The organism is Limnohabitans sp. TEGF005 (genome assembly GCF_055394835.1).
Map to the genome: position 1 here is coordinate 2,071,991 of NZ_AP029226.1, position 24,827 is coordinate 2,096,817.

Annotated in this window: 22 protein-coding genes and 1 pseudogene; 9 read left to right on the forward strand and 14 right to left on the reverse strand. The window is 58.8% G+C overall.

Features of this window, described 5'->3' with window-relative positions; all coding sequences use genetic code 11:
• Positions 1-76: 76 nt before the first annotated feature.
• Entirely contained in the window at positions 77-1,375 is a 1,299-nt protein-coding gene (locus ACZ5RG_RS10005; protein WP_464446950.1) for an RsmB/NOP family class I SAM-dependent RNA methyltransferase, read from the reverse strand.
• A gap of 58 nt (positions 1,376-1,433) precedes the next feature.
• Between ACZ5RG_RS10005 and ACZ5RG_RS10010 the strand changes: the two genes are divergently transcribed.
• Entirely contained in the window at positions 1,434-1,670 is a 237-nt protein-coding gene (locus ACZ5RG_RS10010; RefSeq protein WP_298596732.1) for a DUF1653 domain-containing protein, read from the forward strand.
• On the opposite strand, the gene purN is transcribed toward ACZ5RG_RS10010, so the two are convergent.
• On the reverse strand, positions 1,651-2,238 hold the full coding sequence (purN, locus tag ACZ5RG_RS10015) for a phosphoribosylglycinamide formyltransferase (RefSeq protein ID WP_464446951.1): 588 nt from the start codon (positions 2,236-2,238) through the stop codon (positions 1,651-1,653). The genes ACZ5RG_RS10010 and purN overlap by 20 nt on opposite strands.
• A gap of 193 nt (positions 2,239-2,431) precedes the next feature.
• On the opposite strand from purN, the gene ACZ5RG_RS10020 reads away from it, so the two are divergent.
• Positions 2,432-3,613, forward strand: coding sequence for an acyl-CoA dehydrogenase family protein (locus ACZ5RG_RS10020; protein ID WP_464446952.1), 1,182 nt, complete (start codon positions 2,432-2,434; stop codon positions 3,611-3,613).
• A 17-nt stretch (positions 3,614-3,630) separates the two neighbouring features.
• Positions 3,631-4,746 (forward strand): acyl-CoA dehydrogenase family protein, encoded by a 1,116-nt coding sequence (locus tag ACZ5RG_RS10025; RefSeq protein WP_464446953.1) that lies wholly within the window; start codon positions 3,631-3,633, stop codon positions 4,744-4,746.
• Positions 4,747-4,790: 44 nt separating this feature from the next.
• Here ACZ5RG_RS10025 and ACZ5RG_RS10030 read toward each other — a convergent pair whose 3' ends face one another.
• Together ACZ5RG_RS10030 and ACZ5RG_RS10035 are read right to left on the reverse strand one after the other, a co-directional pair.
• On the reverse strand, positions 4,791-5,822 hold the full coding sequence (locus tag ACZ5RG_RS10030) for a DNA ligase (RefSeq protein WP_464446954.1): 1,032 nt from the start codon (positions 5,820-5,822) through the stop codon (positions 4,791-4,793).
• A gap of 127 nt (positions 5,823-5,949) precedes the next feature.
• The gene (locus ACZ5RG_RS10035) at positions 5,950-6,507 is read right to left on the reverse strand and encodes an HNH endonuclease (RefSeq protein WP_298596747.1); all 558 of its coding nucleotides are present in this window, start codon (positions 6,505-6,507) and stop codon (positions 5,950-5,952) included.
• A gap of 206 nt (positions 6,508-6,713) precedes the next feature.
• Here ACZ5RG_RS10035 and ACZ5RG_RS10040 point away from each other — a divergent pair, with 206 nt between their 5' ends.
• The 3 genes from ACZ5RG_RS10040 (at position 6,714) to lspA (ending at position 11,357) form a co-directional block, all read left to right on the forward strand.
• Complete coding sequence (locus tag ACZ5RG_RS10040) at positions 6,714-7,763, forward strand: bifunctional riboflavin kinase/FAD synthetase (protein ID WP_298596750.1); 1,050 nt, start codon at positions 6,714-6,716, stop codon at positions 7,761-7,763.
• Positions 7,764-7,895: 132 nt separating this feature from the next.
• Positions 7,896-10,808, forward strand: a complete 2,913-nt coding sequence (gene ileS, locus ACZ5RG_RS10045; RefSeq protein WP_464446955.1) for an isoleucine--tRNA ligase — start codon at positions 7,896-7,898, stop codon at positions 10,806-10,808.
• 33 nt (positions 10,809-10,841) lie between these two features.
• Positions 10,842-11,357, forward strand: a complete 516-nt coding sequence (lspA, locus tag ACZ5RG_RS10050; RefSeq protein WP_298596908.1) for a signal peptidase II — start codon at positions 10,842-10,844, stop codon at positions 11,355-11,357.
• A gap of 58 nt (positions 11,358-11,415) precedes the next feature.
• Here lspA and ACZ5RG_RS10055 read toward each other — a convergent pair whose 3' ends face one another.
• Positions 11,416-12,399 carry a quinone oxidoreductase family protein gene (locus tag ACZ5RG_RS10055; RefSeq protein ID WP_019430515.1) on the reverse strand — a complete coding sequence of 328 codons (984 nt, stop codon included), beginning with the start codon at positions 12,397-12,399 and terminating at the stop codon, positions 11,416-11,418.
• A 121-nt stretch (positions 12,400-12,520) separates the two neighbouring features.
• Here ACZ5RG_RS10055 and ACZ5RG_RS10060 point away from each other — a divergent pair, with 121 nt between their 5' ends.
• From ACZ5RG_RS10060 to ACZ5RG_RS10070, 3 genes and pseudogenes are all read left to right on the forward strand, one after another.
• A complete protein-coding gene (locus tag ACZ5RG_RS10060) occupies positions 12,521-13,420 on the forward strand; it encodes a DMT family transporter (protein WP_464446956.1) in 900 nt (299 codons plus the stop codon).
• A gap of 301 nt (positions 13,421-13,721) precedes the next feature.
• On the forward strand, positions 13,722-14,564 hold the full coding sequence (dinD, locus tag ACZ5RG_RS10065) for a DNA damage-inducible protein D (RefSeq protein WP_464446957.1): 843 nt from the start codon (positions 13,722-13,724) through the stop codon (positions 14,562-14,564).
• Positions 14,565-14,656: 92 nt separating this feature from the next.
• Positions 14,657-14,800 (forward strand): annotated as a pseudogene (locus tag ACZ5RG_RS10070) (EamA family transporter); the annotation flags it as partial.
• 281 nt (positions 14,801-15,081) lie between these two features.
• Here the strand turns inward: ACZ5RG_RS10070 and ACZ5RG_RS10075 are convergent.
• The 9 genes from ACZ5RG_RS10075 to ACZ5RG_RS10115 all read right to left on the reverse strand — a co-directional run bounded on the left by ACZ5RG_RS10075 (position 15,082) and on the right by ACZ5RG_RS10115 (position 24,744).
• On the reverse strand, positions 15,082-16,260 hold the full coding sequence (locus tag ACZ5RG_RS10075) for a hypothetical protein (RefSeq protein ID WP_464446958.1): 1,179 nt from the start codon (positions 16,258-16,260) through the stop codon (positions 15,082-15,084).
• Positions 16,261-16,336: 76 nt separating this feature from the next.
• The gene (locus ACZ5RG_RS10080; protein ID WP_464446959.1) at positions 16,337-17,206 is read right to left on the reverse strand and encodes a S1 family peptidase; all 870 of its coding nucleotides are present in this window, start codon (positions 17,204-17,206) and stop codon (positions 16,337-16,339) included.
• Positions 17,207-17,454: 248 nt separating this feature from the next.
• Complete coding sequence (locus ACZ5RG_RS10085) at positions 17,455-18,255, reverse strand: SDR family oxidoreductase (protein ID WP_019430520.1); 801 nt, start codon at positions 18,253-18,255, stop codon at positions 17,455-17,457.
• Positions 18,256-18,273: 18 nt separating this feature from the next.
• Positions 18,274-19,173: a DMT family transporter gene (locus ACZ5RG_RS10090; protein ID WP_464446960.1), complete on the reverse strand. Its 900-nt coding sequence runs from the start codon at positions 19,171-19,173 to the stop codon at positions 18,274-18,276.
• Positions 19,174-19,176: 3 nt separating this feature from the next.
• Positions 19,177-19,854, reverse strand: coding sequence for an alpha/beta hydrolase (locus ACZ5RG_RS10095; RefSeq protein WP_464446961.1), 678 nt, complete (start codon positions 19,852-19,854; stop codon positions 19,177-19,179).
• 113 nt (positions 19,855-19,967) lie between these two features.
• Complete coding sequence (locus tag ACZ5RG_RS10100) at positions 19,968-21,590, reverse strand: gamma-glutamyltransferase family protein (RefSeq protein WP_298600980.1); 1,623 nt, start codon at positions 21,588-21,590, stop codon at positions 19,968-19,970.
• Position 21,591: 1 nt separating this feature from the next.
• Positions 21,592-22,566 carry a Bug family tripartite tricarboxylate transporter substrate binding protein gene (locus ACZ5RG_RS10105; protein ID WP_464446962.1) on the reverse strand — a complete coding sequence of 325 codons (975 nt, stop codon included), beginning with the start codon at positions 22,564-22,566 and terminating at the stop codon, positions 21,592-21,594.
• 165 nt (positions 22,567-22,731) lie between these two features.
• Entirely contained in the window at positions 22,732-24,243 is a 1,512-nt protein-coding gene (locus tag ACZ5RG_RS10110; protein ID WP_464446963.1) for a tripartite tricarboxylate transporter permease, read from the reverse strand.
• A gap of 12 nt (positions 24,244-24,255) precedes the next feature.
• Complete coding sequence (locus ACZ5RG_RS10115; protein ID WP_464446964.1) at positions 24,256-24,744, reverse strand: tripartite tricarboxylate transporter TctB family protein; 489 nt, start codon at positions 24,742-24,744, stop codon at positions 24,256-24,258.
• Positions 24,745-24,827: the final 83 nt, after the last annotated feature.

The window sequence follows — 24,827 nt, forward strand, 5'->3', positions numbered from 1 at the left end:
ATTTATCGATTTTAAGTTTTCCGTCCTCAAAAGGACAGCTTTTTCGACCGAATCCGCCAATAATGAGTCTTAAAATTTACATTCGGACCCAAGCTGCGGCAAAAAATCCATCTGTGGCATGGCGATGGGGCCACAAGCGCAGAAACGTGCCAGCCGGCAGGGCATCGGGGTTGGCATCGCCCGATGGTGCTGGAGAACACAAACTGGCCGCGTCTGGCACCTTGAGCCGCTCCAACTCCTGGGCGACGTTCAAGGGCACAAAGTCAGGATTGGCGGCACTGAAAGCTTGCGCGATCAGCTCATTCTCTTCTGGCAAGACACTGCAAGTGGCATAAACCAGCCGCCCACCCGACTTGACCATGCGCGAGGCACTTTGCAAGATGGCTTGCTGCTTTTCAGTCAACTCCTGCACAGCTTGGGGCTTCTGACGCCATTTCAAGTCAGGGTTCCGGCGCAAGGTGCCAAGGCCCGAGCAAGGGGCATCGACCAACACGCGGTCGATCTTGCCTGCCAGCCGTTTAACGCGGTCGTCGCGCTCATGCGCAATAGCGGCAGGATGCACGTTGGACAAACCGCTGCGGGCCATGCGCGGTTTGAGGGCGTCCAGGCGATGACCCGACACGTCAAAGGCATACAAACGGCCCGTGCTGCGCATGGCCGCGCCCAGCGCCAGCGTTTTACCGCCCGCACCGGCACAAAAATCAACCACCATTTCGCCGCGGTGCGCGTCCACCAGCAAGGCCAGCAACTGAGAGCCTTCGTCTTGCACTTCGATGGCACCCCGGGTGAAGGCATCGGTCTTTTGCAAGGCGGGTTTGCCTTCGAGGCGCAAACCCCAAGGCGAGTAAGGCGTGACTTTGGACGGAATGCCCGCTTGCGCCAGTTCTTTCTGGATATCGCTGCGTTTGGCCTGAAACATATTGACCCGCAAGTCGAGCGTGCCTGGTTGCTGCAAATGCTCGGCCAAGGCCCAGAAATCTTCGCCCAATTGGGCTTGCAGGGCCTGCGCCATCCACTCAGGCAGGTTGTGGCGGTGTGGGGCCATCAATGCGTCAGCCGGGATGGCATCGCAAGTGGCCAACCACTGCTTTTCGGTGTCGTTCAGGGCTGCGGCCAAAAAGTCGCGTGGGCCAAAAAAACCCAGAATCGCCAGCTTGCGCTCTTTGCCGCCAGAGCCTGATCGGGCCAATTGCTCAAACAGCAATTTTTTGCGCAAAACGGCAAAGGCCGTTTCAGCCAGAGTGGCCCGCTCACGGGGACCCAGCGAGCGGTGCTCACGGAAATAACGCGACACCACAGCGTCGGCGGGATGTTCAAATTGGAGAACCAGCCTGACCAGATCGGCACAGGCGTCTAAAAGGGCTTTTGGATGCATGGGGCGTATTGTCCCATCCCGAACCCTTGCCAATTGACCTCTTTCCAAGAAAGTCCCCATGTCCGAGCCACTGCCCCCCTTGATCGAAACCCAAAAGGGCCTGTACCAGCACTACAAAGGCGGTCTGTACCGCGTGCTGGGCACCGTGCGCCACAGCGAAGACCTGCAAGCCATGACGCTGTACCAAGCCCTTTATGGCGAGCAAGGCCTGTGGGTCAGGCCTGCGGCCATGTTCGCGGATGTGGCTGAGTTCAACGGAAAAGTCCAGCCCCGATTCACCCGAATTGGCGACTGAAAAAACCAGCGACAGCACGCGGGTAAATCAGATGCTCTTGCGTGAGCACGCGCGCGGCCAAGGCCTGAGCGGTGTCACCGGGCAGCACAGGCACCACCGCCTGAGCCAAAATTTGGCCATGGTCCAGCTCGGCCGTGACCTGGTGCACGGTGGCACCGGCAAAACGGCATCCTGCATCGATGGCACGCTGGTGCGTGTTCAGTCCGGCAAAAGCGGGCAACAGCGATGGGTGGATGTTGAGCAAGCGCCCCGTGTAGTGCGCCACAAAAGCGGGCGTGAGGATGCGCATGAAGCCCGCCAGCACCACCAAATCTGGAGAAAAACGATCGATTTGAGCCATCAACGCGGCGTCAAAATCTTCACGACTGGCAAACGCCTTGTGGTCCAACACCGCCGTGGGGATGCCGTGGTCTTTGGCAAAGGCCAGCCCTTGCGCATCGGCCCGGTTGCTCACCACCGCAGCCACGCGAGCGTGCAAGCGCTCACCCCAACGGCCTTGCTCTGCTGCACGCACGATGGCGGCCATGTTGGAGCCCGAGCCGGAAATCAAAATGACAATGTTTTTCATGGTTTGCGCCCAATTATCCCTGCACCGCTGCGCCATCCAAATGAAAGGGTCAGACGCCTCAGACACCTGAGCGCGGCTGTTTTGTCGCACCCAAGACAGCACCCCGCCGATGGGCCGTGATAAAAAGCACGACCGTTTGATTTTGCTTGAGCTGCGCATTCGAGCAGCCCCACCCCACCGGAGAAAGTCCCCCATGGATTTGGCATTCACACCCGAAGAACTCGCTTTCCGCGACGAAATTCGCACCTGGGTCAAGGACAACTTGCCCGCCGACATTTCACACAAAGTGCACAACGCCATGCGTCTGACACGCGAGGACATGCAGCGCTGGGCCAAGATTTTGGGCAAAAAAGGGTGGTTAGGCTGGGGCTGGCCCACACAATTCGGCGGTCCGGGCTGGAATGCCATTCACAAACATTTGTTTGAAGAAGAATGCGCCCTGGCCGGAGCGCCTCGCGTGGTGCCTTTTGGCCCCGTCATGGTCGCGCCCGTGATCATGGCTTTTGGCAATGCCGAGCAGCACAAACGCTTTTTGCCGGGCATCGCCAGCGGCGAAGTTTGGTGGAGCCAGGGCTACAGCGAACCCGGTGCAGGCTCAGACCTGGCCTCGTTGAAAACCCGAGCCGAACGCGTCGGCGACAAATACATCGTGAACGGCCAGAAAACCTGGACCACGTTGGGCCAATATGGCGAATGGATTTTTTGCCTGGTGCGCACCAGCACCGAAGGCAAACCGCAAACCGGCATTTCTTTCTTGCTGATCGACATGAAGTCGCCCGGCATCACTGTGCGCCCCATCAAACTGCTCGACGGCGAATGCGAGGTCAATGAAGTCTGGTTTGACAACGTCGAAGTGCCCGCCGAAAACCTGGTCGGTGAAGAAAACAAGGGCTGGAACTACGCCAAACATCTGCTGGCCCACGAGCGCACCAACATCGCCGATGTCAACCGCGCCAAGCGCGAGTTGGAGCGCCTCAAGCGCATTGCCAAAGCCGAAGGTGTGTACGACGACCTGCGCTTTCGCGACGAAATTGCCAAACTCGAAGTGGACATCGTCGCCCTCGAAATGCTGGTGCTGCGCGTCTTGTCTGCCGAAAAATCGGGCAAGAACTCGCTCGACATCGCGGGCCTGTTGAAGATCAAGGGCAGCGAAATCCAGCAGCGCTACTCCGAGCTGATGATGCAAGCCGCAGGGCCCTTTGCCCTGCCTTACATCTTTGAAGCCATGGACGCTGGCTGGCAAGGCAACTTCCCCGGTGGCGTGGTCGCCAATGCGCCTTTGGCGGCCAACTACTTCAACATGCGCAAGACCACCATTTATGGTGGCAGCAACGAAGTGCAACGCAACATCGTCGCGCAAACCGTGCTCGGCTGACCCGAAAGGATTTCAAAATGGATTTCGATTTTTCTGACGATCAAGAACAACTGCGCGACGCGGTGCGCAAATGGGTGGACAAGGGTTACGACTTTGACCGTCGCCGGGCCATCGTGGCGGCGGGCGGTTTTGACCGCGCTGCCTATGGCGAGCTGGCCGAGCTGGGCCTGACCGGCCTGTACGTGAGCGAAGAGCACGGCGGTATGGGCATGGGCCCCACCGAAGCCATGGTGACCATGGAAGAGCTCGGTCGCGGCATTGTGCTCGAACCCCTGACACAGACCCTGATCACCAGCGCCACACTGCAAACCCATGCCCCTGCCGCACTGCAATCAGCGTGGCTGCCGCGCATGGCGGCTGGCGAAGCGATCGTGGTCTTGGCGCACCAAGAACGTGGCGCACGCTACCAACTGAGCCGCTGCGCTGCACAAGGCAGCGAATCCAACGGCTCATGGTCGGTCAGCGGCACCAAGAGCGTGGTGGCCGTGGGCGACCAAGCCGATGCCTTTGTGGTGCCTGCCACTGTGAACGGCCAGATCGCCCTGTTTTTGGTCGAACGCAGCGCCAGTGGTGTGAGCACCCAGGGCTACATCACACAAGACGGTTCACGCGCCGCCGAAGTGATGCTGAACCAAGCCCCGGCACAGCTGATCACCTTGAATGGCCTGACTGCCCTTGAAGAAGCAGTGGACATCGGCATGGCCTGCGTTTGTGCCGAAGCCGTGGGCGTGATGGACAAGACCTTGGCCATCACCGTTGACTACATGAACACGCGCAAGCAATTTGGTGTGAACATCGCCAGTTTTCAGGCCTTGCGCCACCGCGTAGCCGACATGAAGATGCAACTGGAACTGGGCCGCTCCATGAGCTACTACGCCAGCCTGAAATTGCATGCCCCTGCCGATGAACGCCGTCGCGCCATGGCCCGCGCCAAATACCAGCTGGGTGTGTCCATGCGCTTTATCGGGCAGCAAGCGGTGCAATTGCACGGCGGCATTGCCGTCACAGACGAATACATCGTGAGCCACTACTTCAAGAAATTGACGCAGCTGGACATGAGCTTTGGCGACACATTGCACCAACTGGGCGAGGTGTCGGCACGCATGCAAGAAACCGCAGGCGTGTTTGCCTGATCCGGCTTGCAACCTTCAACAAGGGCTCCGCAAGGAGCCCTTGTTCATTCAGGATCTCGGACCCGCACAAAGCTGGCAAAACGCGGCAAACCCGACGGGGTGCGGTCACGGTAGAGGTAAGTCACCCAAGCGCCAACCGGCGGCGGATCCCGCCGCAACGCATCACTTAAGCCTGCGCCCAAGGCAAACCGCTGCCCTGAGGGCATTTGCAAGAGCAATGCCCCGGTTTGCCCCTGCAAGCGCCCCTTGCCCGGCTGGTATCCCACCAGCCGAGCCTCTTCGTCAGCTTCTGGCTTGAATTTGTAAAGCGCATCTGATCGCCCGGCTCGCCAAAGGGCGTCGGTCCGGTGCAACATCAAGCCTTCACCACCGTTGCGCACGGTCTCTTGCAACAGCGCCTGCAAAGCCGGTGCATCGTTGACAAGCTCTTGTCCCACCGGCACCAACCAAGGCACTCGCGCAGCCGCCACGGCTGATTGAACAAGGCGCACCCGGTCTTTGAACGGTGCGGTATTTTGAGGGGTGTCAAACACCAGGTATTTCACTGCACGCCAGGCCTCGTCATCGGGTACCGCTTGGCGCACCACGCCCGACAAACGGTCAAACTGCCCTCGCCCCATCCAGAGTTCGCCGTCCAACGGGGTGGCAGGCAAGGCCGACACAAACCAGCTTGGAGCAGCCAGCAAACGTCCGCTGCGAAAGCGCAAAACCCGACCGTCCCAGACGGCGCGCACACCGTCGAATTTTTCACTGACCGAAAAGCCTTGCGGTGATCGACCAAGGGGCCAGGAGGTGGCCAATTGCACTTGAACTTGCACTTGAACTTGCGCCGGGGCTTCTGGCGCACTGTCATCTTTGGCCTCAGCGTCAGGGGCCAGCCATGCACCCATCCACAGCGCGAACAAAGTCTGCCGCCGGTTCAAGCCCGGGCCATTAACCGGGCCATTAACCGGGCCATTAACCGCGTCATAGACCGGGTCATGCGTCGGGGCAACGGCAAGCGACGGGTGCCGGTGCTTGTCTTGTGGGTAGAACAGTTCAGTGCCCAAGGCCTGGACAAATGTCGGTGTCTGCATGGCGTGTCTCCCTGAGGGTGTAAGGCCTTTAATTTTGGCCTTTTATATTCAGAAAGACATCATGCGGCTGTTGGCCTGACAGTGCAAGCACCCGCACTGTGCAAGCAGCCTCACTGGTCCGGCGCACTCAAACCATCAAACGCGAATTCTTGGGTACATGCGCCATCAAGAACGCCATCTGGTCCGACAAGATGCGGCGGTTGCGCAAAATGAAATCTTCCCAGAGGCTGGGCACATAAGGTGCGTACAGCAGCGGCATGCGGGCCTGCTCGGGGGTGCGACTGCTTTTGCGGTGGTTACAAGATCGACAGGCCGTGACCACGTTCATCCAGTGGTCGGGGCCGTTTTGGCACAGCGGAACAATGTGCTCGCGCGTCAGCACCGATTCGTGAAAATGCCCACCACAATAAGCGCACACATTGCGGTCACGCACAAACAGTTTGGGATTGGTCAGCCCCGAACGCATGTCAAACGGGTTGATGCGGGGCACGCCCTGGGTACCGATGATGCTGTTGACGGTGATGATGGATTGCTGACCCGTGAGCGCGTTGTGCCCGCCACGAAAAACAGCGACTTGCTGCCCTGCTTCCCAACGCACTTCGTCTGCGGCGTAGTGGGTGACCGCCTGCTCGAGTGAAATCCAAGATTGCGGCAGCCCTTGGGCCGAGAGTTTCAAAACCTTCACAGACGCCTCCATTCAACAGTTCAAAAACCACTGACACGAAAAGTTCCGTCTCGATCCTGTCCTGCATGGCTTGAAAAAAGGTCTCACTTCAAAGCTGCAAAAGGCCACCGCCTAGAGGATCGGGCTCAGTCACAATATACCCTCTTACTTTGACAATCCCGTGAATGCTGGCGCTTTGCTGGCCAGGCGGGCAACACCCAAGCGACATGAAGGTTTTCCGCGGCTTCCATCACCCTGACCTGGCCCCCGCCTGCGCCCTGACCATCGGCAACTTCGATGGCGTGCACCGCGGGCATCAGGCCATGCTGGCGCTGTTGCGCAGCGAAGCGGCCCACCGGGGCGTGCCCAGTTGCGTGATGACCTTCGAGCCGCACCCGCGCGATTACTTTGCCAAGGCGCTGAACAAGCCCGAACTGGCCCCTGCCCGCATCGCCACACTGCGCGACAAACTGCAAGAGCTGGAGCGCTGCGGCGTAGACCAAGTGGTGGTCTTGCCCTTCGATGCCGAACTGGCCAGCCAATCGCCCGATGACTTCATCCAGCAAGTGCTGCTCCAGGGCCTGGGCGTGCGCTATGTGCAAGTCGGCGACGATTTCCGCTTTGGGGCCAAGCGGGCGGGCGACTACGCCATGCTCGACGCTGCGGGCCAGCGTCTGGGCTTTGATGTGGCTCGCATGAACAGCTACGAAGTGCATGGCCTGCGTGTATCCAGCTCGGCCGTGCGCGATGCCCTGGGTCAGGGTCGCCTGCAAGATGTGCAAGCCCTGCTGGGTCGCCCCTACAGCATCAGCGGCCATGTGGTGCATGGGCGCAAGCTCGGGCGCGAACTGGCTGCCACCGCAGAAGGCGCGGGGGATGGTTTTCGGACCCTGAATTTGCGTTTTTCGCACTGGAAACCTGCTGCCAGCGGCATCTTTGTGGTGCAAGTGCATGGCTTGACTCAAAGCCCATTGAAAGGCGTGGCCAATCTGGGCATCAGGCCCTCTTTGGACCCCACCGATGTGAACGGTGGCCGGGTGCTGCTGGAGACCCACGCCTTCGACTGGCCCGCCGATCTGGGCCCCGAGGGGGGCTACGGTAAAATCATCCGCGTGGATCTGCTGCACAAACTACACGACGAACTCAAATACGACGGTCTGGACGCCCTGACAAAGGGCATTGCCAAAGACTGCGAAGACGCACAAGCGTGGTTTGCGACACGCCGTGGCGACAATGCCCAGTCTTTGAGCCGCCAGACCACCCGCGACCGAATTTGACGATCCGGCCCTCGTTTGCTGCCCTTCGACAGGCTCAGGGCGAACGACCTCAACGGCCCACCTCCTTTTGATCTCTCCGAACGGCCCGCCGCTCGGGCTGAGCTTGTCGAAGCCCTCCCGACTTGAAGCACCATGACCGAAGCCACAACCCCAGCCAGCACCGACTACCGCGCCACACTCAATCTGGCCGACACGCCCTTTCCCATGCGCGGTGACCTGCCCAAACGCGAGCCAGGCTGGGTGAACGACTGGAACGAAGGCGGCCTGTACAAAAAACTGCGCGCAGCCCGTCAAGGTGCCCCGCTGTTTGTGCTGCACGACGGCCCGCCCTACGCCAACGGCAAACTGCACATTGGTCACGCGCTGAACAAAGTGCTCAAGGACATGATCGTCAAGTCCAAGCAGCTCGCTGGTTTCGATGCGCAATACATCCCCGGCTGGGACTGCCACGGTCTGCCGATCGAAAACGCCATTGAAAAACTGCATGGCCGCAAGCTGAGCCGAGACGACATGCAGGCCAAAAGCCGCGCCTTTGCCACTGAGCAAATCAACCAGCAACGCGAAGACTTCAAGCGCCTGGGCGTGTTGGGCGACTGGGAACGCCCCTACCGCACCATGGACCCGGCCAACGAAGCCGGTGAAATTCGCGCCTTCAAGCGCGTGATTGAGCGCGGCTTTGTCTATCGCGGCCTCAAGCCCGTTTACTGGTGCTTTGACTGCGGCTCGTCGCTGGCCGAATTCGAGATCGAATACGCCGACAAGAAAAGCGACACGCTGGACGTGGCCTTTGAAGCCGACAACACCGCCGCATTGGCTGCAGCCTTTGGCCTGAGCGCACTGCCCGAATCACTGGCCACAGGCGGCAAAAAAGCCTTTGCCGTGATCTGGACCACCACCGCTTGGACCATCCCAGCCAACCAGGCGCTCAACGCCCACCCCGAGCTGGAATACGCGCTGGTGGACACGCCCCGTGGCGTGCTGCTGCTGGCCGCCAGCTTGGTCGAGAAATGCCTTGAGCGCTACAAGTTGCAAGGCACCGTGATCGCCACCGCCGTGGGTGAGAAGCTTCGCGGCCTGGTGTTTCGCCACCCGCTGCACGACACCGTGACCGCCGAAGAAGGCGGTGAATACAGCTACCGCCGCACCTCGCCGCTGTACCTGGCCGACTACGTGACCGCCACCGACGGCACCGGCATCGTGCACTCGGCCCCAGCCTATGGCGTGGACGACTTCAACTCCTGTGTGGCCCACGGCCTGAAATACGACGACATCCTCAACCCGGTTCAAGGCAACGGCGTGTATGCCGAAGAGCTGCCCTTCTTCGGTGGCCAGCACATCTGGAAAGCCTGTGCCCGCGTGATCGAGGTGCTGGGCCAAAGCGACCGCCTGATGGCCACAGTCGAAATCACCCACAGCTACCCGCACTGCTGGCGTCACAAAACCCCCGTCATCTACCGCGCTGCGGCGCAATGGTTTGTGCGCATGGACGAGGGCGAGGGTGTCTTCACCCAAGACAAAGCCCCCAAGACCCTGCGCCAGCTGGCCTTGGACGCCATTGAGCAAACCCAGTTTTATCCCGAAAACGGCAAAACCCGCCTGCGCGACATGATCGCCAACCGACCCGACTGGTGCATCTCGCGCCAGCGCTCGTGGGGCGTGCCCGTGCCTTTCTTCTTGCACAAAGACAGTGGCGAGCTGCACCCGCGCACCATGGCCATCCTGGACCAGGCCGCTGACATTGTCGAAAAAGGCGGCATCGAAGCCTGGAGCCGTGTCACGGTCGAAGAGATTCTGGGCGCGACCGACGCCCCCAGCTACACCAAGAGCACCGACATTCTGGAAGTGTGGTTCGACTCGGGCAGCACCTTCCAGCATGTGCTGCGCGGCAGCCACAAAGACGCGTACGGCGTGCCACCTTTCCATGGCCAAGGCCCGGAGGCCGATCTGTACCTGGAAGGCCACGACCAGCACCGTGGCTGGTTCCACAGCTCGCTGCTGCTGGGCTGCGCCCTTTACGACCGCGCCCCTTACCGGGGCCTGTTGACCCACGGTTTTGCCACCGACGGCCAAGGCCGCAAGATGAGCAAGTCGCTGGGCAATACCGTTGAGCCGCAAACCATCAACAGCAAAATGGGCGCTGAAATCGTGCGCCTGTGGGTGGCCAGCACCGACTACTCGGGCGACCTCAACATCGACGACAAGATCCTGGCCCGCGTGGTCGATGCGTACCGCCGCATCCGCAACACCTTGCGCTTTTTGATGGCCAACGTGAGCGACTTCAACCCGGCCACCGACACCGTGCCCGATGACCAGCTGCTGGAAATCGACCGCTTTGCCCTGGCCCGTGCGGCCGAGTTGCAAGCCGATATCCGCGCCCACTTCGACGCGTATGAGTTCCACCCCGTGGTCTCCAAGTTGCAAATCTATTGCTCAGAAGACCTGGGCGCGTTTTATCTCGACGTGCTGAAAGACCGCCTGTACACCACGGCCCCAAAATCGTTGGCCCGCCGCAGTGCGCAAACAGCGCTCTACCGCATCACCCACGGCATGCTGCGCTGGATGGCACCTTTCCTGTCCTTCACGGCCGAAGAAGCCTGGGGCACTTTCGGCACATCCGAATCCATCTTCATGGAAACCTTCAGCGACTTCGGCTCGGCAGATGCGGCAGAAAACACCGCGCTTTTGGCCAAATGGGCCCGCATCCGCGAAATCCGCGATCTGGTCAACAAGGACATCGAAACCTTGCGCACCGCAGGCCAAGTGGGCGCGTCGCTGCAAGCCGATATCACCTTGCAAGCGCCTGCCGCTGACCATGCCTTGCTGGCCAGCCTGGGCGAAGACATCAAGTTCGTGTTCATCACCTCCAAAGTGACTTTGCAGGCGGGCGAAACTCTGGCGGTGCAAGTGACCGCCAGCCAAGCCACCAAATGCGAACGCTGCTGGCACTACGCTGACGACGTGGGCCACGACGCCGCTCACCCCACGATTTGTGGCCGCTGCGTCAGCAACCTGCACGGCGCAGGCGAAACGCGCTTGATCGCCTGAATTTCACCCCCTCCTAAAAGACAAGGCAAGCCCATGGCCAGCTCCAAAAAATTCGGCAATGGAGGCTCCAGCAAAAGCCAGGGCATGGCGCTCTGGCTGGGCATTGCCCTTTTGGTGCTCTTGCTAGACCAGTTCACCAAGGTGCTGGTGCTGGGCGCTTTTCAGCTGGGTGACAGCACGCCGATCACCTCGTTTTTCAACCTGGTACGGGCACACAACCACGGTGCGGCCTTCTCGTTTCTGGCAGGTGCAGGCGGCTGGCAGCGCTGGTTCTTCACGGGCATCGGCGTAGTCGCTGCACTGTTCATGGTCTGGATGCTGCGCTCACATGCGGGCCAAAAACTGTTCAGCCTGGCCATCGCGCTCATTTTGGGCGGGGCCATTGGCAACGTCGTGGACCGCCTGCTACACGGCTACGTGGTCGACTTTCTGGACTTTTATTGGGGCGCTTGGCACTTCCCGGCTTTCAACGTGGCCGATGCCGGCATCAGCGTGGGCGCAGCCTTGCTGATCCTGGATGAAATCTTGCGGGTGAGACGCGGTCGCTGATTCGCATCCGCCCACAAAAAAGCCCGCCGAAGCGGGCTTTTTCAATTCAGACTCGTTTTTACAGCGTGATGATGGTGCAACCCGTTGTCTTGCGGGCTTCCAGGGCGATGTGCGCATCCTGGATATTGGCCAAGGGGAAGGTCTGGTCGATGTGGATCTTGACCTTGCCACTGGTCACCGCCTCGAACAAATCATCGGCCATCTCTTGGGTGCTTTCACGCGTGGTGATGTGGCTGAACAAAGTCTGGCGCGTCACATAGACCGAACCCTTGGGGCCCAAAATGCCCGGCGAGAACGGCGCTACCGCGCCCGAAGCATTGCCAAAGCTGGCCATCAGGCCAAACGGGGCTAGGCAGTCGAGTGATTTGTCCCAAGTGTCTTTGCCCACCGAGTCGTAAACCACCTTCACACCTTTGCCGCCCGTGATTTCTTTCACCCGAGCCTGGAAGTCATCGGTCGAATAATTGATGCAAAACTCGGCACCGTTGGCTTTGGCCAATGCGCACTTGGCATCGCTGCCCGCTGTGCCAATCAAGCGCAAGCCCAAAGCCTTGGCCCACTGGCAAGCGATCAGGCCCACACCACCGGCAGCGGCATGAAACAGCACAAAGTCCCCGGCCTTCAGGCCACCCTGGGGCAGCGTGCGCTTGAGCAAATATTGCGCCGTCAGGCCCTTGAGCATCATGGCCGCGCCCGTCTCAAACGAGATCGCATCGGGCAATTTGCACACACACTTGGCAGGCATCACGCGCACCTCGCAATAGCTGCCGGGCGGCTGGCTGGCATAGGCTGCGCGGTCACCCACTTTCAAATGCGTAACGCCCTCGCCCACCGCCTCGACCACGCCCGAGGCTTCCATGCCCAGCTTGAGCGGCATGGGCAGCGGGTACAAACCACCACGCTGGTACACGTCAATGAAGTTCAAGCCGATGGCCTTGTGGCGGATGCGAATCTCGCCGGGGCCGGGCTCACCCACGGTCACATCGACCAGTTTCATGACTTCGGGGCCGCCGTTTTGGTCGATCTGGACTGCAAGGCTCATGGAATTCTCCTGAATGGGTGAAAGCAAACGATGCGTGACTTTGCCACGAATCTCATGCCTGTGTGCGGGGCGGGGACAGCTTCGCGACAGCGGGAAAACCCGAATGCCGATACAGTGCCGCATGTCTCAAAAACTCTCGCCCATGACCGCCCTGCTCCTAACGGTCCCCCCCCTGCTTTGGGCAGGCAATGCGGTGGTGGGCCGACTGGTCAGCACCTTGGTGCCGCCCATCACACTCAACTTTTTACGCTGGGCCGTCGCCTTGCTCATCTTGCTGCCACTGGCCTCTTGGGTGTTGCGGCGCAGCAGTGGACTGTGGTCACACTGGCGGCGCTTTGCACTGCTCAGCTTGTTGGGCGTGGGTTGCTATAACGCGCTGCAATACCTGGCCTTGCAAACATCCACCCCGCTCAACGTGACCTTGGTGGCCGCCAGTGGCCCCGTGTGGATGCTGGCCATCGGGGCGCTTTTTTTCCAGGCTCCGGTGCGCCGCGCACAAGTCTATGGCGCGACGCTCTCCATACTCGGCGTGTTGGTGGTGATGTCGCGGGGCGATTGGGCGCAGCTCATGGCGGTCCGCCTGGTGGCGGGCGACCTGTTCGTTTTGCTGGCCGTGGCTTGCTGGTCCTGGTACAGCTGGTTGCTCAGCCGCCGCGACGAGCCCGATGCCATCCGCAACGACTGGGCCGCCTTCTTGCTGGCGCAAGTGGTGTTTGGTCTAGTCTGGTCAGGCCTGTTTGCCGGGCTGGAATGGACCTTGACCGACGCCCACATCACTTGGGGTTGGCCACTGATCAGCGCACTTGCCTTTGTGGCCGTGGGACCTGCGGTGCTGGCCTACCGCTGCTGGGGCATCGGCGTGCAGCAAGCCGGACCTGCCGTGGCCGGTTTCTTTGCCAACCTCACACCCTTGTTTGCGGCCATCTTCTCGGCTGCATTTTTGGGTGAGTTGCCCCACCTGTATCACGCGTTAGCATTTGCGCTGATCATTGGCGGGATTTGGGTGTCGTCTAGGCATTGACCTAACTTCCGGGCGAGTCACTAGAAAAATGTGTTTTCCGATTACGATAGAACTCATTTTAAAAATAGAACTTGTAGCCGGATGAGCAACCTCTTTTTCGAAAAACCCATCCTCAACTCGCCCTGAGACCATCCAAGTCAGCGCTGGGAGCTGGATGAAACGGGACAGCCCACCCAAAAAATCAAAGTATCACGTCGCCAAGCTGAATTCACCGACGTGTACGCCATGCAAAAAGACTTTGCAGGCAAGGTACAGGCGCAATTGAACGCCATGCTGAACGAGGTCAAAAGGGAGCCGCACCATGAAAAAAGAGTTGATCCAAACCCTCACAGACACCTTTGAGGGCCATGCACAACAGACCGAAACTGGCGTGGAGTACTGGCTGGCGAGAGACATTCAGCACCTCCTGGGCTACGCGGAATGGCGCAACTTTGGACTCGTGATCAGCAAGGCCAAGACCGCCTGCGAAGTGAGTGGTCAACGGGTCACAGACCATTTTGTTGACGTCAACAAAATGGTCGACTTGGGCTCGGGTAGCCAGCGCGAAATCGACGACATCATGGTCACCCGCTATGCGTGTTACCTGATTGCGCAAAACGGTGACCCGCGCAAAGCCGAAATTGCTTTTGCCCAGACCTACTTTGCGGTGCAAACCCGAAAGGCCGAGCTGATCGAGCAACGCATGCTGGACGGTGAACGCATCCACGCACGCAAAAAATTCACCGAGACAGAAAAAGAACTCTCACAAGTCATCTACGAACAGACTGGCGGCAACCAAGACTTTGCGCTCATCCGCAGCAAAGGCGACCACGCCCTGTTTGGCAAAAGCACCCAGGCCATGAAAGCCCAGTGGAAAGTGTCCGACAGCCGCCCTCTGGCCGACTTTGCGCCCACGATTTTGCTCAAGGCCAAAGACTTCGCCACCGAAATCACCATCTTCAACGCCCGCCAACACCAGATGGACCGAGAGGGGCAAATCTCCAAAGAGCACATCACCAACAACCAAGCGGTGCGCAACACCCTGCTGGAACGAGGCATTCGCCCCGAAAGCCTGCCCCCGGAAGAAGACGTCAAAAAGGTCGAACGGCGCTTGCAGTCTGAAGACAAGAAATCGCTCAACAAGCCCGACACCCTGGACAACTGACAAGAACAAACCATGGCAGGCGTGGCACCAGATGGCACAGGCCAAGTACGCGTCAACAGTTTTTTGCGGGCGACTTGGGGAAGCGGATTTCTGCAGTGGCCGGATTCTTTGCCAACCTCACACCACTGTTTAAGGCCATCTTCTCGGCTGCATTTTTGGGTGAGTTGCACCACCTGTATCACGTGGCTGTGTTCGCGCTGATTGTGGGCGGGATTGTGGTGACGGCCCGGCAATAAACCACAAGAATTTTGTCCTGCTGCATCAGGAATTTCTGAAGTGGATTCATGCTGCGAGTGCAGGTGGTAATTTAGCAAAAGACTCTTTTGCAGCGATTGCAGTCTTCCAGTTGTTCAGGCGACCGGAGGATGACGCTGCAAAGCGGACGCCAGCCGTCGAGGTCAAGCAAATATCTCTGCTCGCGAAATCAACGAGCCGCCATACTCAAACCGCCCATAGTGGAGGCATCTTAATAGTCATTTGCGCCGATACTACCGTGCGTTTCTGCAGCATCGCGGGTCTACCAATCCATGTCCGCAGCCTGCTCGAACCGACGAGTCAGGCCGTCAACGAAACTGAGCATGTCCTCCTCGGACTGCATAGCGCGTGCGTAGGTACCATCAGTCGCATACGACAGAATGCTAGGAAGGTCACTGAAGAGATAGTGCCTTGCGGGCACCAGTGCTCCCGCCCATAGGTGGTCAAGAAACGAGCCGATCTCCGTTATCGCCGCCACCTCATCGAAGGCGACGCGACCTGTGAAGCTCACTTGATGGTCTCGGTCGTTGTTCAGCAGAACGGGGACGGAGCCCGCACCCGAGTGGAAAAGAAACGCCTGGCCCTCTTTGCCAAACGCCCCGTGAGCCACGAAGTTCCTTACCTGCGCACGAAGATCCAAGAGCTTGTCGTAGTGCGCTTTGGTGTCTTTATTCGAGATGTCGAGTGCGGCCTTGAATTTCGCATTCCAGTTGTCCTCGGCGAGTTCCGCGACTTGCGTACCGACGTTCAGCTTTCCCTGAAGTATCGCGAGATGGATAAACGCGTGCTCAGTCCAACTGAAGAAAGCTTCAATGGCAGCCAGCGCATGCCAGTTCACTTGCTTCTTAACCGACAACCACGATGAGATGAGCTCGGATTTGAACGTCCCAGAGGATTCGCTTACTCTGTCCTTCGCCTTACTTTCCAGCGCTTTGCTTTCAACGATCTGTGCGTTGAATTGGTCGCGAAAATACTCGTAGCGCTCGAACAGATCAGAGTTTTTGTTGACGACGTTCAGATCAGATGTCGCAATTGCTTGCTGTGCACGCCACTGGAAGTATGGGGCTGCAACTGAGACGGCCTTCTTGATCGCTTCGACAATAGCGGTCGCGTCCTTTTCACCTTGCTGACTTGGCCGACCGCTCATTCTCGAGTTAGGGTCGAGATTGGGCTCGAAGACGCCGAGACCCATCTTTCGATGCTCTATGCCGTACAGGCGACCGCGGAACCTGACGGGTACCGTCCACGCGGTCTTTTCCCCTTGACCAAGACTCGGGAACTTGAGTAGATCAACGAGAAGAAAATAGACAAGGTAGTAGGGCGGAAGGCTTCGACCGGCCTCTGTTCGCGCCGACAACATTAGCCCGCGTCCTTCCTCAGGCGAACGCGGAGGCCCGGCGGGCTCCAGCTCTTGGAGTGCCGCTCGTGTCAAGTCGCTCATATTTGCAGGCAGTTCCGGTACAGCGATCGACTTTCTGGCTTTCACGCCTACCCCCTATTGCAGGAATATGTTGTTGTTAGACAAGCGAAGACGTGATGGGCGCAGCCATGGATACGTTATTCGCATCTAGGAACGCTTCAATGGTCTCAACAACAGTACGCGCTTTGAATACGATTCCGAGGTCGATCATCTCCTGCTGTTGTGCCATTGGCTGAACTTGTGTGGGAATCGGAACAGGAATGATTTGATTCAGATGGGTACGGTAAAAAACTGCAGCAACTACCCCTATGAAGTGAAGGCGAGATCCTGCTACAAGACCACCATCTTTCGTGGCCCATGAGCCCTGATTCAATATGAAAACTGGACTGCCACTAGAGCCACCGAATACTGACGCATCGACGAGGAAACGCGGAGAACCCTCGAAGTCCACTTCAAGGGGGCTCGCCGTGCTTCCACGGCGTGCTACAGGCAGTAGGTTCTTGCTATCCCAAACACCGTTCGGATAGCCAATAAAGGTTACCGATTCCACCGCATCCAACTCTGAAATCTGTTGCGGCGTTGGAATCATGTCATTCGAAACATAGCGATAGAAGAGATCAACATTGTGCTGATGCTTCACGTGCGCTTCCAGTGGTGCGAAAGGGCAAATGGCGATATCAACATTCGGGTCCGGATGACCGAACCAAACCTGTGCCCAATTATCAATACGGAGACGAAAACCATTTCCGAGAATGGGAGCAGCATCCCGACGTTGGAGGAATGTCAACGCCCCCTCATTCATGCCTTCCACTACATGCTTGTTCGTCACCACAAATGGGTAGTTTTCTTCGCCAATTTTGTGAGAAAAAAAGAACCCCGTACCAGAACCAGGCGCACCATTTCCGGCAATCGTATCGATTCGCACCGTCGTAAAGAACAGCTGCTCGGCGATGGTTTTTGGTTGCATGCGGGCTCCTTGTTGATTCGTGGTGACTGATTATCAGCATGCCTAATGGATAGCGTCCGTGCGCTCTAGGCTAAGGCGGCCATCTTCGAGCGTCAGCTATTGATCGAATGCTATCTGTCAATCGTACAGCTTCCAAGGGCTGCTTCCAGCCTAAAAAAGACCACTGACCTCAAGCTAAAAAACAAACCAGGGCCACTGCAATGGCCCAATAGCCATTGCAAACCCTCAGCCAAGTCACCAAGCCACTGTCAAAACGTCCCAGCGTAAGCCCCGCCATCGGCCAGCACGTTTTGCCCCGTCATGTAGGCCGCTTGCTGGCTGCACAAGAAGGCGCAGATCGCACCAAACTCTTGCGGGTTGCCATAGCGCCCTGCCGGAATTTGCGCTTGCTGGATGGCACGCATTTCTTCCACCGTCTTGCCCTGTTTTTGTGCCATCGCAGGCAGCGTGGCGCGGATGCGGTCGGTGTCGAACTTGCCGGGCAGCAAGTTGTTGATGGTCACGCCTTGCGTGGCGATTTTGCTGCGCGATGCGCCAGCCACAAAACCCGTCAGGCCACTGCGTGCGCCGTTGGACAGGCCCAGTACATCGATGGGCGCTTTCACTGCGCTGGAGGTGATGTTGATGATGCGGCCAAACCCGCGTGCCGCCATGCGGTCGACCGTGGCTTTGATCAGCTCAATCGGCGTGAGCATGTTGCCGTCGATGGCCTTGAGCCAGGCCTCACGGTCCCAGTCACGGAAGTCGCCCGGAGGCGGACCGCCCGCATTGGTCACCACGATGTCGTAGTCTTTGCCGGGGCCACCGGCCACGTTCCAGATGGCTTCGCGCCCGGCTTCGGTGGTGATGTCTTGCGCCACGGCAATCAATTGCACTTGGCCGCCTGTTTCGGCACGCAAGTCTTCAACCGCCTTGTTCAGCACCTCGGCGCCTCGCGCCACCATGACCACGTTCACGCCTTCCAGGGCCAAGGCGCGTGCGCAACCCCAGCCCAAGCCTTTGCTCGCGCCACCCACCAAAGCCCATTTGCCTGCAATGCCTAAATCCATCTTGATCTCCAGTTGATTTCAAACTTTGGGTGAACGAGTCACCCAGAAAACGCCGGACAGCACCAGCACGGTGCCGCCCACAATCCACATGTTGAAGGGCTCGTCCAAAATGAGCACGCCCATGAGCAGCGTGGACATCGGGCCAATCATGCCCGTCTGTGCCGTGAGGCCCGAGCCGATGCGTTCGATGGCCATCATGACCAGCACCACGGGCACGGCCGTGCAGGCAGTGGCGTTGAGCAGCGACAACCAAAGCACGGGCTCGGCCACCAGCGCCGTCGATAACGGGCGCAACACCACAAACTGGCCGATGCAAAACACGCAAGCCACCGAGGTGGCCCAGCCCGCCAACCGCAAAGAACCCAGGCGCTGCACCATCTGGCCGCTGTAGCTCAGGTACAGCGCGTAACTGATGGCGCTGCCCAGCACCAGCGCTGCGCCCAAAACGGCGTTCTTGCCATCCAAAGCCGCTTCGTGTCCGAACACCAGCATCACACCGGCATAGCTGATCAGCATGCCCACGCCTTGGCGATAACTGATCTTGCGGCCATAAAGCAACCAGCCCAGCACCAAGACCAGCGTGGGGTTGAGGTAAAGGATCAAGCGCTCCAGCGAGGCGCTGATGTATTCGAGCCCCCAAAAGTCCAGAAATGAAGCCAGGTAGTAACCACTGAAACCCAAGCCCAAAATGCCCAGCCAGTCACGCCCGGCGATGCGGGGCTTGCCGCGCCCGGCCCACCAGGCCATGAGCAAAAACAGGGGCAAGGCAAACAGCATGCGGTACATGACCAGCGTGACCGCGTCCACGCCATGACGGTAAGCCAGCTTGACGATGATGGCCTTGCCACTGAAGGCGATAGAACCGGCCATGGCCATCAGCAAACCGGCCGTCATATTGGAAGACTTGAAAGAAGGCATGGTTCAACGGCCCGTGCGGGCTTTGACCCAGTTCAACAACGCTTCAGACGCGACCTCGGGTGTAGTGGCATGGTTCGCTTGCACCACCAGGTATTGGCTGTCAGCGTGCGCAGGCAATTTTTGGTAAATCGCGGCAGAGCTGGAAGGGTACAGCGAGTCATGGGTGCCAATGGCCCAGAACACCGGTACAGGTTTGCGAGAGTTCTGGGCGCTGAGTGCCATATTGCCCCAGCCCTGCGGATCAAAATAACTCCACAACGCAGCCGCAGGGGCCTTGACCACCCGGCGCTGGCCTTGGTTGATGTCGGTCATCTCCACCAAAGCATCGCCTTGCCCGGATGCCACCGCTTGACGTGCGGCATCAATGCCGCGACGAACTTCAGGTATCGGATAAAAGTTTTCAGGCACATGGCCCGGTGCCATGGGCAGCACTGCGTCGACATCACCCACTTGGGCCATGTACGCCAACGTGGCGTTGGCACCAAAACTTTGCCCACCCACGGCGACCCATTGCACACCCGCTTGTCTGAACTCGCTCACAGCCTGGCGGATTTGCGCCACAGCTTCGGCGTAGGGTTTGTCATACAAACGCAGGCGAGACCAGGGCATCTCCAGCAACTTGACCTGGCAAGCGGGCTCGAGCTTTTGCACCACAAGCTTGAGGTTAGGCGATTGGGGCATTCCCCATTTGCCATGCATCAACACCACGCCGCAAGAAACCGGCTCGGCCCATGCCGGACTGCCGGACAAAAGACCTGCAAGGACGAGCGCAAGTAGCGTTGCGCAGGGGCGCATCAAAAGCCCACAGCCTGCCCGTCACGGCGTGGGTCGCTGGCGGCCATGTAGCCCTCTACCGCTGGATCGCCCATGCGCCAAATGAACTGGCCTGCACCAAAGTCTTGGTAAGAGTCGTTGATGATGTCCAGCTGATGACCACGGGCGATCAGGTCCTGCACGGTCTGGCCATTCATCGCGGCTTCGACGTTGATGTTCATGCCGGTGTTGTAACGCCAGCGCGGTGCGTCGCAAGCGGCTTGCGGGTTTTGCTTGTAGTCGAGCATGCGCACCAGGGTTTGCATGTGACCCTGCGGTTGCATATTGCCGCCCATCACGCCGTAGCTCATGACCGGCTGGCCGTCTTGGGTCAGGAAGGCCGGGATGATGGTCTGGAAAGGCCGTTTGCCGGGCATGACCAGATTGGCCATGTTCGGGCCATGGGGGTTGGTGCTGAAACCGTGCCCCCTGTTTTGCAGGCTGATGCCGTAAGTCGGCTCCACCACGCCCGAACCAAAACCCATGAAATTGCTCTGGATGAAGCTGACCATCATGCCGTTTTCATCGGCAGCCGTGAGGTAGATCGTGCCGCCCTTGACCGGGTTGCCGGCCTGGAAGTTTTGCGCCTTCTTCATGTCGATGAGCTTGGCACGGCTGGCCAAATAGGCCGGGTCCAGCATCTGCTCAGGCGTGACTTCCATGTAGCGTGGATCGGCCACATAGCGGTACACATCGGCAAAGGCCAGCTTCATGGCTTCGATTTGCAGGTGCTGCGAATCGACACCGTCCACAGCGTGGCTGGCCAAGTCAAAGTTGGACAGAATTCCGAGGGCGATCAGCGCGGCGATGCCCTGCCCGTTGGGCGGAATCTCGTGCAGGGTGTAGCCCCGGTAGTCTTGCGCAATCGGCTTGACCCACTCGGGCTTGAAGTCGGCCAAGTCTTTGGCGGTGATGCTGCCGCCATTTTCTTTGGCAAAGCGTTCAATGGCCTCGGCAATCTCGCCACCGTACAAAGCCTGGCCCTTGGTTGCGGCAATGGCTTTGAGGCCTCGCGCCGCGTTTTTGAACTGAAACAGCTCACCCACCTCGGGCGCACGGCCCCAAGGCAAAAAGCTCTGCGCAAAACCGGGTTGCGACTGCAGCTCGGGCGTGGCCGCTGCCCACTTTTGCTGCACCACCACAGGAATCAAATAACCGCGCTCAGCCACTTCGATGGCGGGCTCCAGCAGGTCGGCAAAAGGCAACTTGCCAAAGCGCTCACTCAAAGCGACCCAACCCGCCACCGCACCGGGCACGGTGACCGAGTCAAAGCCCCGCTTGGGTGGCGTGAGGGCATCGGTGCCGTATTTGCGGTGAAAGTAATCAGGCGTCCAGGTGGCGGGGGCCGGGCCTGACGAGTTCAGGCCGTGCAGCTCTTTGCCGTCCCACAAAATGGCAAACGCATCCGAGCCCAGGCCGCAGCTCACGGGCTCGGTCAAGGTGATGACGGCCGCCGCGGCGATGGCGGCATCGACCGCGTTGCCGCCCTTGAGCATCATGCGCAAGCCCGCTTGCGCGGCCAGCGGGTGCGAGGTGGACACCACGTTGCGGGCAAACAGGGGCAAGCGGGTGCTGGTGTAGGGGTATTGGTTTTGAAAATGCATGTCAGTCCAGGGTGATCTTGCGTTCGGTAATGGTCTTTTTCCATTTGGCTGACTCTTTGGCCAGCATGCTGGTAAATTGCGCTGGCGTGCCGCCCACGGGCTCGATGCCAAAGCGTTGCAGCTTGTCGATGACTTCTGGGTCTTGCAACACTTGGTTGGCAGCGGTGTTGACGCGGGCAACCACCTCAGGCGGCAAACCCTTGGGGCCAAACAAGCCAAACCAGGTGGTGGATTCGTAACCAGGCAAAACATCGGCGATTGGCGGCACACCTGGAGCCAGCGGCGTGGCTTTGAGCGATGTCACACCCAGCGCACGTAAACGGCCATCGCGCACATGCGGCAAGCCGGTGGGCAAGCTGTCAAACAGCACGTCCACTTTGCCACTGACGAGGTCGGGAATGGCCAAAGCCGTGCCTTTGTAGGGTATGTGCACCACAAACAGATTGGCCTGGGCTTTGAACAACTCGGCCGTCAACTGCACGATGGTGCCGTTGCCGCTAGAGGCGTAGTTCAAGCGACCCGGATTTTTTTGGGCGTACTCGATCCATTCCTTCACCGTCTTGGCTGGGGAGCTGTTGGGCACCAGCATGATGCTGGGCGCGTTGCCCACTTGGCTGATAGGGGTGAAGTCTTTGACCGCGTCATAGGGCATGCGCGGGTTCAGGTTCGGGCCAATCGAGTGCGTGCTGGAGGTGGACAGCAACAAGGTGTAGCCATCGGGGCTGGCCTTGGCTGCCAAGTCGGAGCCCAGAGTGCCGCCAGCGCCTGGGCGGTTCTCGACCACCAGCGTCGTGCCCATTTTTTCGCCGAGCTTTTGTGACAGCGTTCGGGCAAACAAATCGGTGGCACCACCGGCCGGGAACGGCACGATCAAACGCACGGATTTGACGGGGTAGGACTGGGCTTGCGCCATGCCGCCACTGCCAAAGGCAAGGGCCGCGACACACAAACCACTCAGGAAATGTCTTTTTTTCATGGAAGCAATCCTCTGCAAGACGAACTTGCCAAGCAACAAAGAAGACGATTTTCTCAGACACAGTGCGTGCATGCTGCACCCAAGTGACATGGCCACACTCGATACGTGCAGTACCAATGACAACGGCCTCCGAAGAGGCCGTTGTACACAGTCAAGTGGAAAAAATCACTCTTCCACGAAAGCCTCTTCGCGCTTGGACTTGATCGATGGCAAGGTCACGATCACCAAGAGAACAAGCGAAGCAGCCAACAAGCTGGCAGACAAAGGACGCGTGACAAACACGCTCCAGTCGCCGCGTGACAGCAACATAGCTCGGCGCAGATTTTCTTCCATCATCGGGCCCAAGATGAAGCCCAACAACAAAGGTGCAGGCTCCATGCCCAGCTTAATGAAGCTGTAACCCACCACACCAAACAAAGCCACCAGCCAGATATCGAAGGTGTTGTTGTTGGTCGAGTAAACACCAATCGCACAGAACAGCACGATGGCGGGGAACAACCAGCGGTAAGGCACCGACAGCAACTTGATCCAGATGCCAATCAACGGCAGGTTCAGGATCACCAACATCGCATTACCGATCCACATCGAAGCAATCAGGCCCCAGAACAACTCGGGGTTGCTGGTCATGACCTGAGGGCCAGGCTGAATATTGTGAATGGTCATGGCACCCACCATCAAAGCCATCACCGCGTTGGGTGGGATGCCCAAAGTCAGCAAAGGAATGAAAGAGGTTTGCGAAGCCGAGTTGTTGGCCGACTCAGGTGCAGCCACACCACGGATGTTGCCTTGACCAAAAGGCACTTCGCCTGGTTTGAGCTTGGTTTTCTTTTCAATTGTGTATGCCGCAAAAGAAGCCAGCAAGGCACCGCCACCGGGCAAAATGCCCAAAGCAGCGCCTAAGAAAGTACCGCGCAAGACTGCTGGAACCATGTTCTTGAAGTCTTCAGCGGTCGGCATCAGCCCCGTCACCTTGGCGGTGAAAACTTCGCGGTCTTCTTCTTTTTGGGACAAGTTAGAGATGATCTCGCCGTAACCGAACACGCCCATGGCGATGGTGATGAAACCCACGCCGTCGGTCAATTCAGGAATATCGAAGCTGAAACGTGCCACGCCAGAGTTCACGTCGGTGCCGATCAGGCCCATCAACAAACCCAGCACGATCATGCCCACCGCTTTAACCAAGGAGCCAGAAGCCAGCACCACAGCACCGATCAAGCCCAAAATCATCAGCGAGAAATATTCAGCAGGACCAAACTTGAAAGCCACTTCGGTCAAGGGGCCAGCGAAGGCCGCCAAAACCAGAGTTCCCACGCAACCGGCAAAGAAAGAACCCAGACCAGCCGCGGCCAAAGCAGGGCCAGCGCGGCCTTTGCGGGCCATTTGGTAACCATCGATCATGGTCACGACCGACGAGGCTTCACCGGGCAAGTTAACCAAGATGGCGGTGGTGGAGCCGCCGTATTGAGCGCCGTAATAAATACCGGCCAGCATGATCAACGCAGCCACTGGAGGCAGTGCGTAGGTGGCAGGCAGCAGCATGGCGATGGTGGCCACTGGGCCAATACCAGGCAACACACCAATCAGGGTGCCCAAAAGGCAACCAATCAGCGCGTAAAGCAGGTTTTGAAAGGTGAACGCGACCCCAAAACCGAGAGCAAGATTGTCAAACAGTTCCATGAATTTCTCTCCTCAACCGGTGATGAATGTGGGCCAGACGGGAAACTGCAGTTTGAGCAGCAACACGAAAGCGCCGTAGCTGCCGATCGACAAGATCGTCGCCAGAACCAGCACTTCTTTGAGCCTGAAGGTGTCACCTGCCAAGCTGACCACCAGGGTGGTGCCAAAAATCGCCACGATCAAACCCATGGCAGGCAGACCCAAACTGGGCAACCCGCCCAACAAAATGCCAAACAGCACGTTGCCGGCAATGATGAAGAACAAAGGCTTCCAGGCCCATGCCCCAATCTTTTCACCGTCCTGGGTCTCGACCGTCAAAGACTTGAACATGACGAAGGCACCGATCACGGCCAATAAAATGCCCAGCAACAACGGAAAATAGCCGGGCCCCATGCGGGCACCACTGCCGACTGTGTAGTTGGTGGCTCCGTAGGCGAAGGCTGCACCTGTGACTGTGTAGAACAGTCCGGAAAAAAAGTCTTTTTGACTCTTGATGTTCACGAGATATCTCCTCTGATTTGAGTTGTTGAGATTCTGCGTGAACATTGCCGCTGCAGCGATGTGGCTTACACCTATGCCTCAGG

Bases quoted from the DNA above. Each gene is read 5' to 3' on its own strand.
- ACZ5RG_RS10005 (WP_464446950.1), bottom strand. From the start codon at position 1,375: ATGCATCCAAAAGCCCTTTTAGACGCCTGTGCCGATCTGGTCAGGCTG.
- ACZ5RG_RS10010 (WP_298596732.1), top strand. From the start codon at position 1,434: ATGTCCGAGCCACTGCCCCCCTTGATCGAAACCCAAAAGGGCCTGTAC.
- purN (WP_464446951.1), bottom strand. From the start codon at position 2,238: ATGAAAAACATTGTCATTTTGATTTCCGGCTCGGGCTCCAACATGGCC.
- ACZ5RG_RS10020 (WP_464446952.1), top strand. From the start codon at position 2,432: ATGGATTTGGCATTCACACCCGAAGAACTCGCTTTCCGCGACGAAATT.
- ACZ5RG_RS10025 (WP_464446953.1), top strand. From the start codon at position 3,631: ATGGATTTCGATTTTTCTGACGATCAAGAACAACTGCGCGACGCGGTG.
- ACZ5RG_RS10030 (WP_464446954.1), bottom strand. From the start codon at position 5,822: ATGCAGACACCGACATTTGTCCAGGCCTTGGGCACTGAACTGTTCTAC.
- ACZ5RG_RS10040 (WP_298596750.1), top strand. From the start codon at position 6,714: ATGAAGGTTTTCCGCGGCTTCCATCACCCTGACCTGGCCCCCGCCTGC.
- ileS (WP_464446955.1), top strand. From the start codon at position 7,896: ATGACCGAAGCCACAACCCCAGCCAGCACCGACTACCGCGCCACACTC.
- lspA (WP_298596908.1), top strand. From the start codon at position 10,842: ATGGCCAGCTCCAAAAAATTCGGCAATGGAGGCTCCAGCAAAAGCCAG.
- ACZ5RG_RS10055 (WP_019430515.1), bottom strand. From the start codon at position 12,399: ATGAGCCTTGCAGTCCAGATCGACCAAAACGGCGGCCCCGAAGTCATG.
- ACZ5RG_RS10060 (WP_464446956.1), top strand. From the start codon at position 12,521: ATGTCTCAAAAACTCTCGCCCATGACCGCCCTGCTCCTAACGGTCCCC.
- dinD (WP_464446957.1), top strand. From the start codon at position 13,722: ATGAAAAAAGAGTTGATCCAAACCCTCACAGACACCTTTGAGGGCCAT.
- ACZ5RG_RS10075 (WP_464446958.1), bottom strand. From the start codon at position 16,260: ATGAGCGACTTGACACGAGCGGCACTCCAAGAGCTGGAGCCCGCCGGG.
- ACZ5RG_RS10080 (WP_464446959.1), bottom strand. From the start codon at position 17,206: ATGCAACCAAAAACCATCGCCGAGCAGCTGTTCTTTACGACGGTGCGA.
- ACZ5RG_RS10085 (WP_019430520.1), bottom strand. From the start codon at position 18,255: ATGGATTTAGGCATTGCAGGCAAATGGGCTTTGGTGGGTGGCGCGAGC.
- ACZ5RG_RS10090 (WP_464446960.1), bottom strand. From the start codon at position 19,173: ATGCCTTCTTTCAAGTCTTCCAATATGACGGCCGGTTTGCTGATGGCC.
- ACZ5RG_RS10095 (WP_464446961.1), bottom strand. From the start codon at position 19,854: ATGCCCCAATCGCCTAACCTCAAGCTTGTGGTGCAAAAGCTCGAGCCC.
- ACZ5RG_RS10100 (WP_298600980.1), bottom strand. From the start codon at position 21,590: ATGCATTTTCAAAACCAATACCCCTACACCAGCACCCGCTTGCCCCTG.
- ACZ5RG_RS10105 (WP_464446962.1), bottom strand. From the start codon at position 22,566: ATGAAAAAAAGACATTTCCTGAGTGGTTTGTGTGTCGCGGCCCTTGCC.
- ACZ5RG_RS10110 (WP_464446963.1), bottom strand. From the start codon at position 24,243: ATGGAACTGTTTGACAATCTTGCTCTCGGTTTTGGGGTCGCGTTCACC.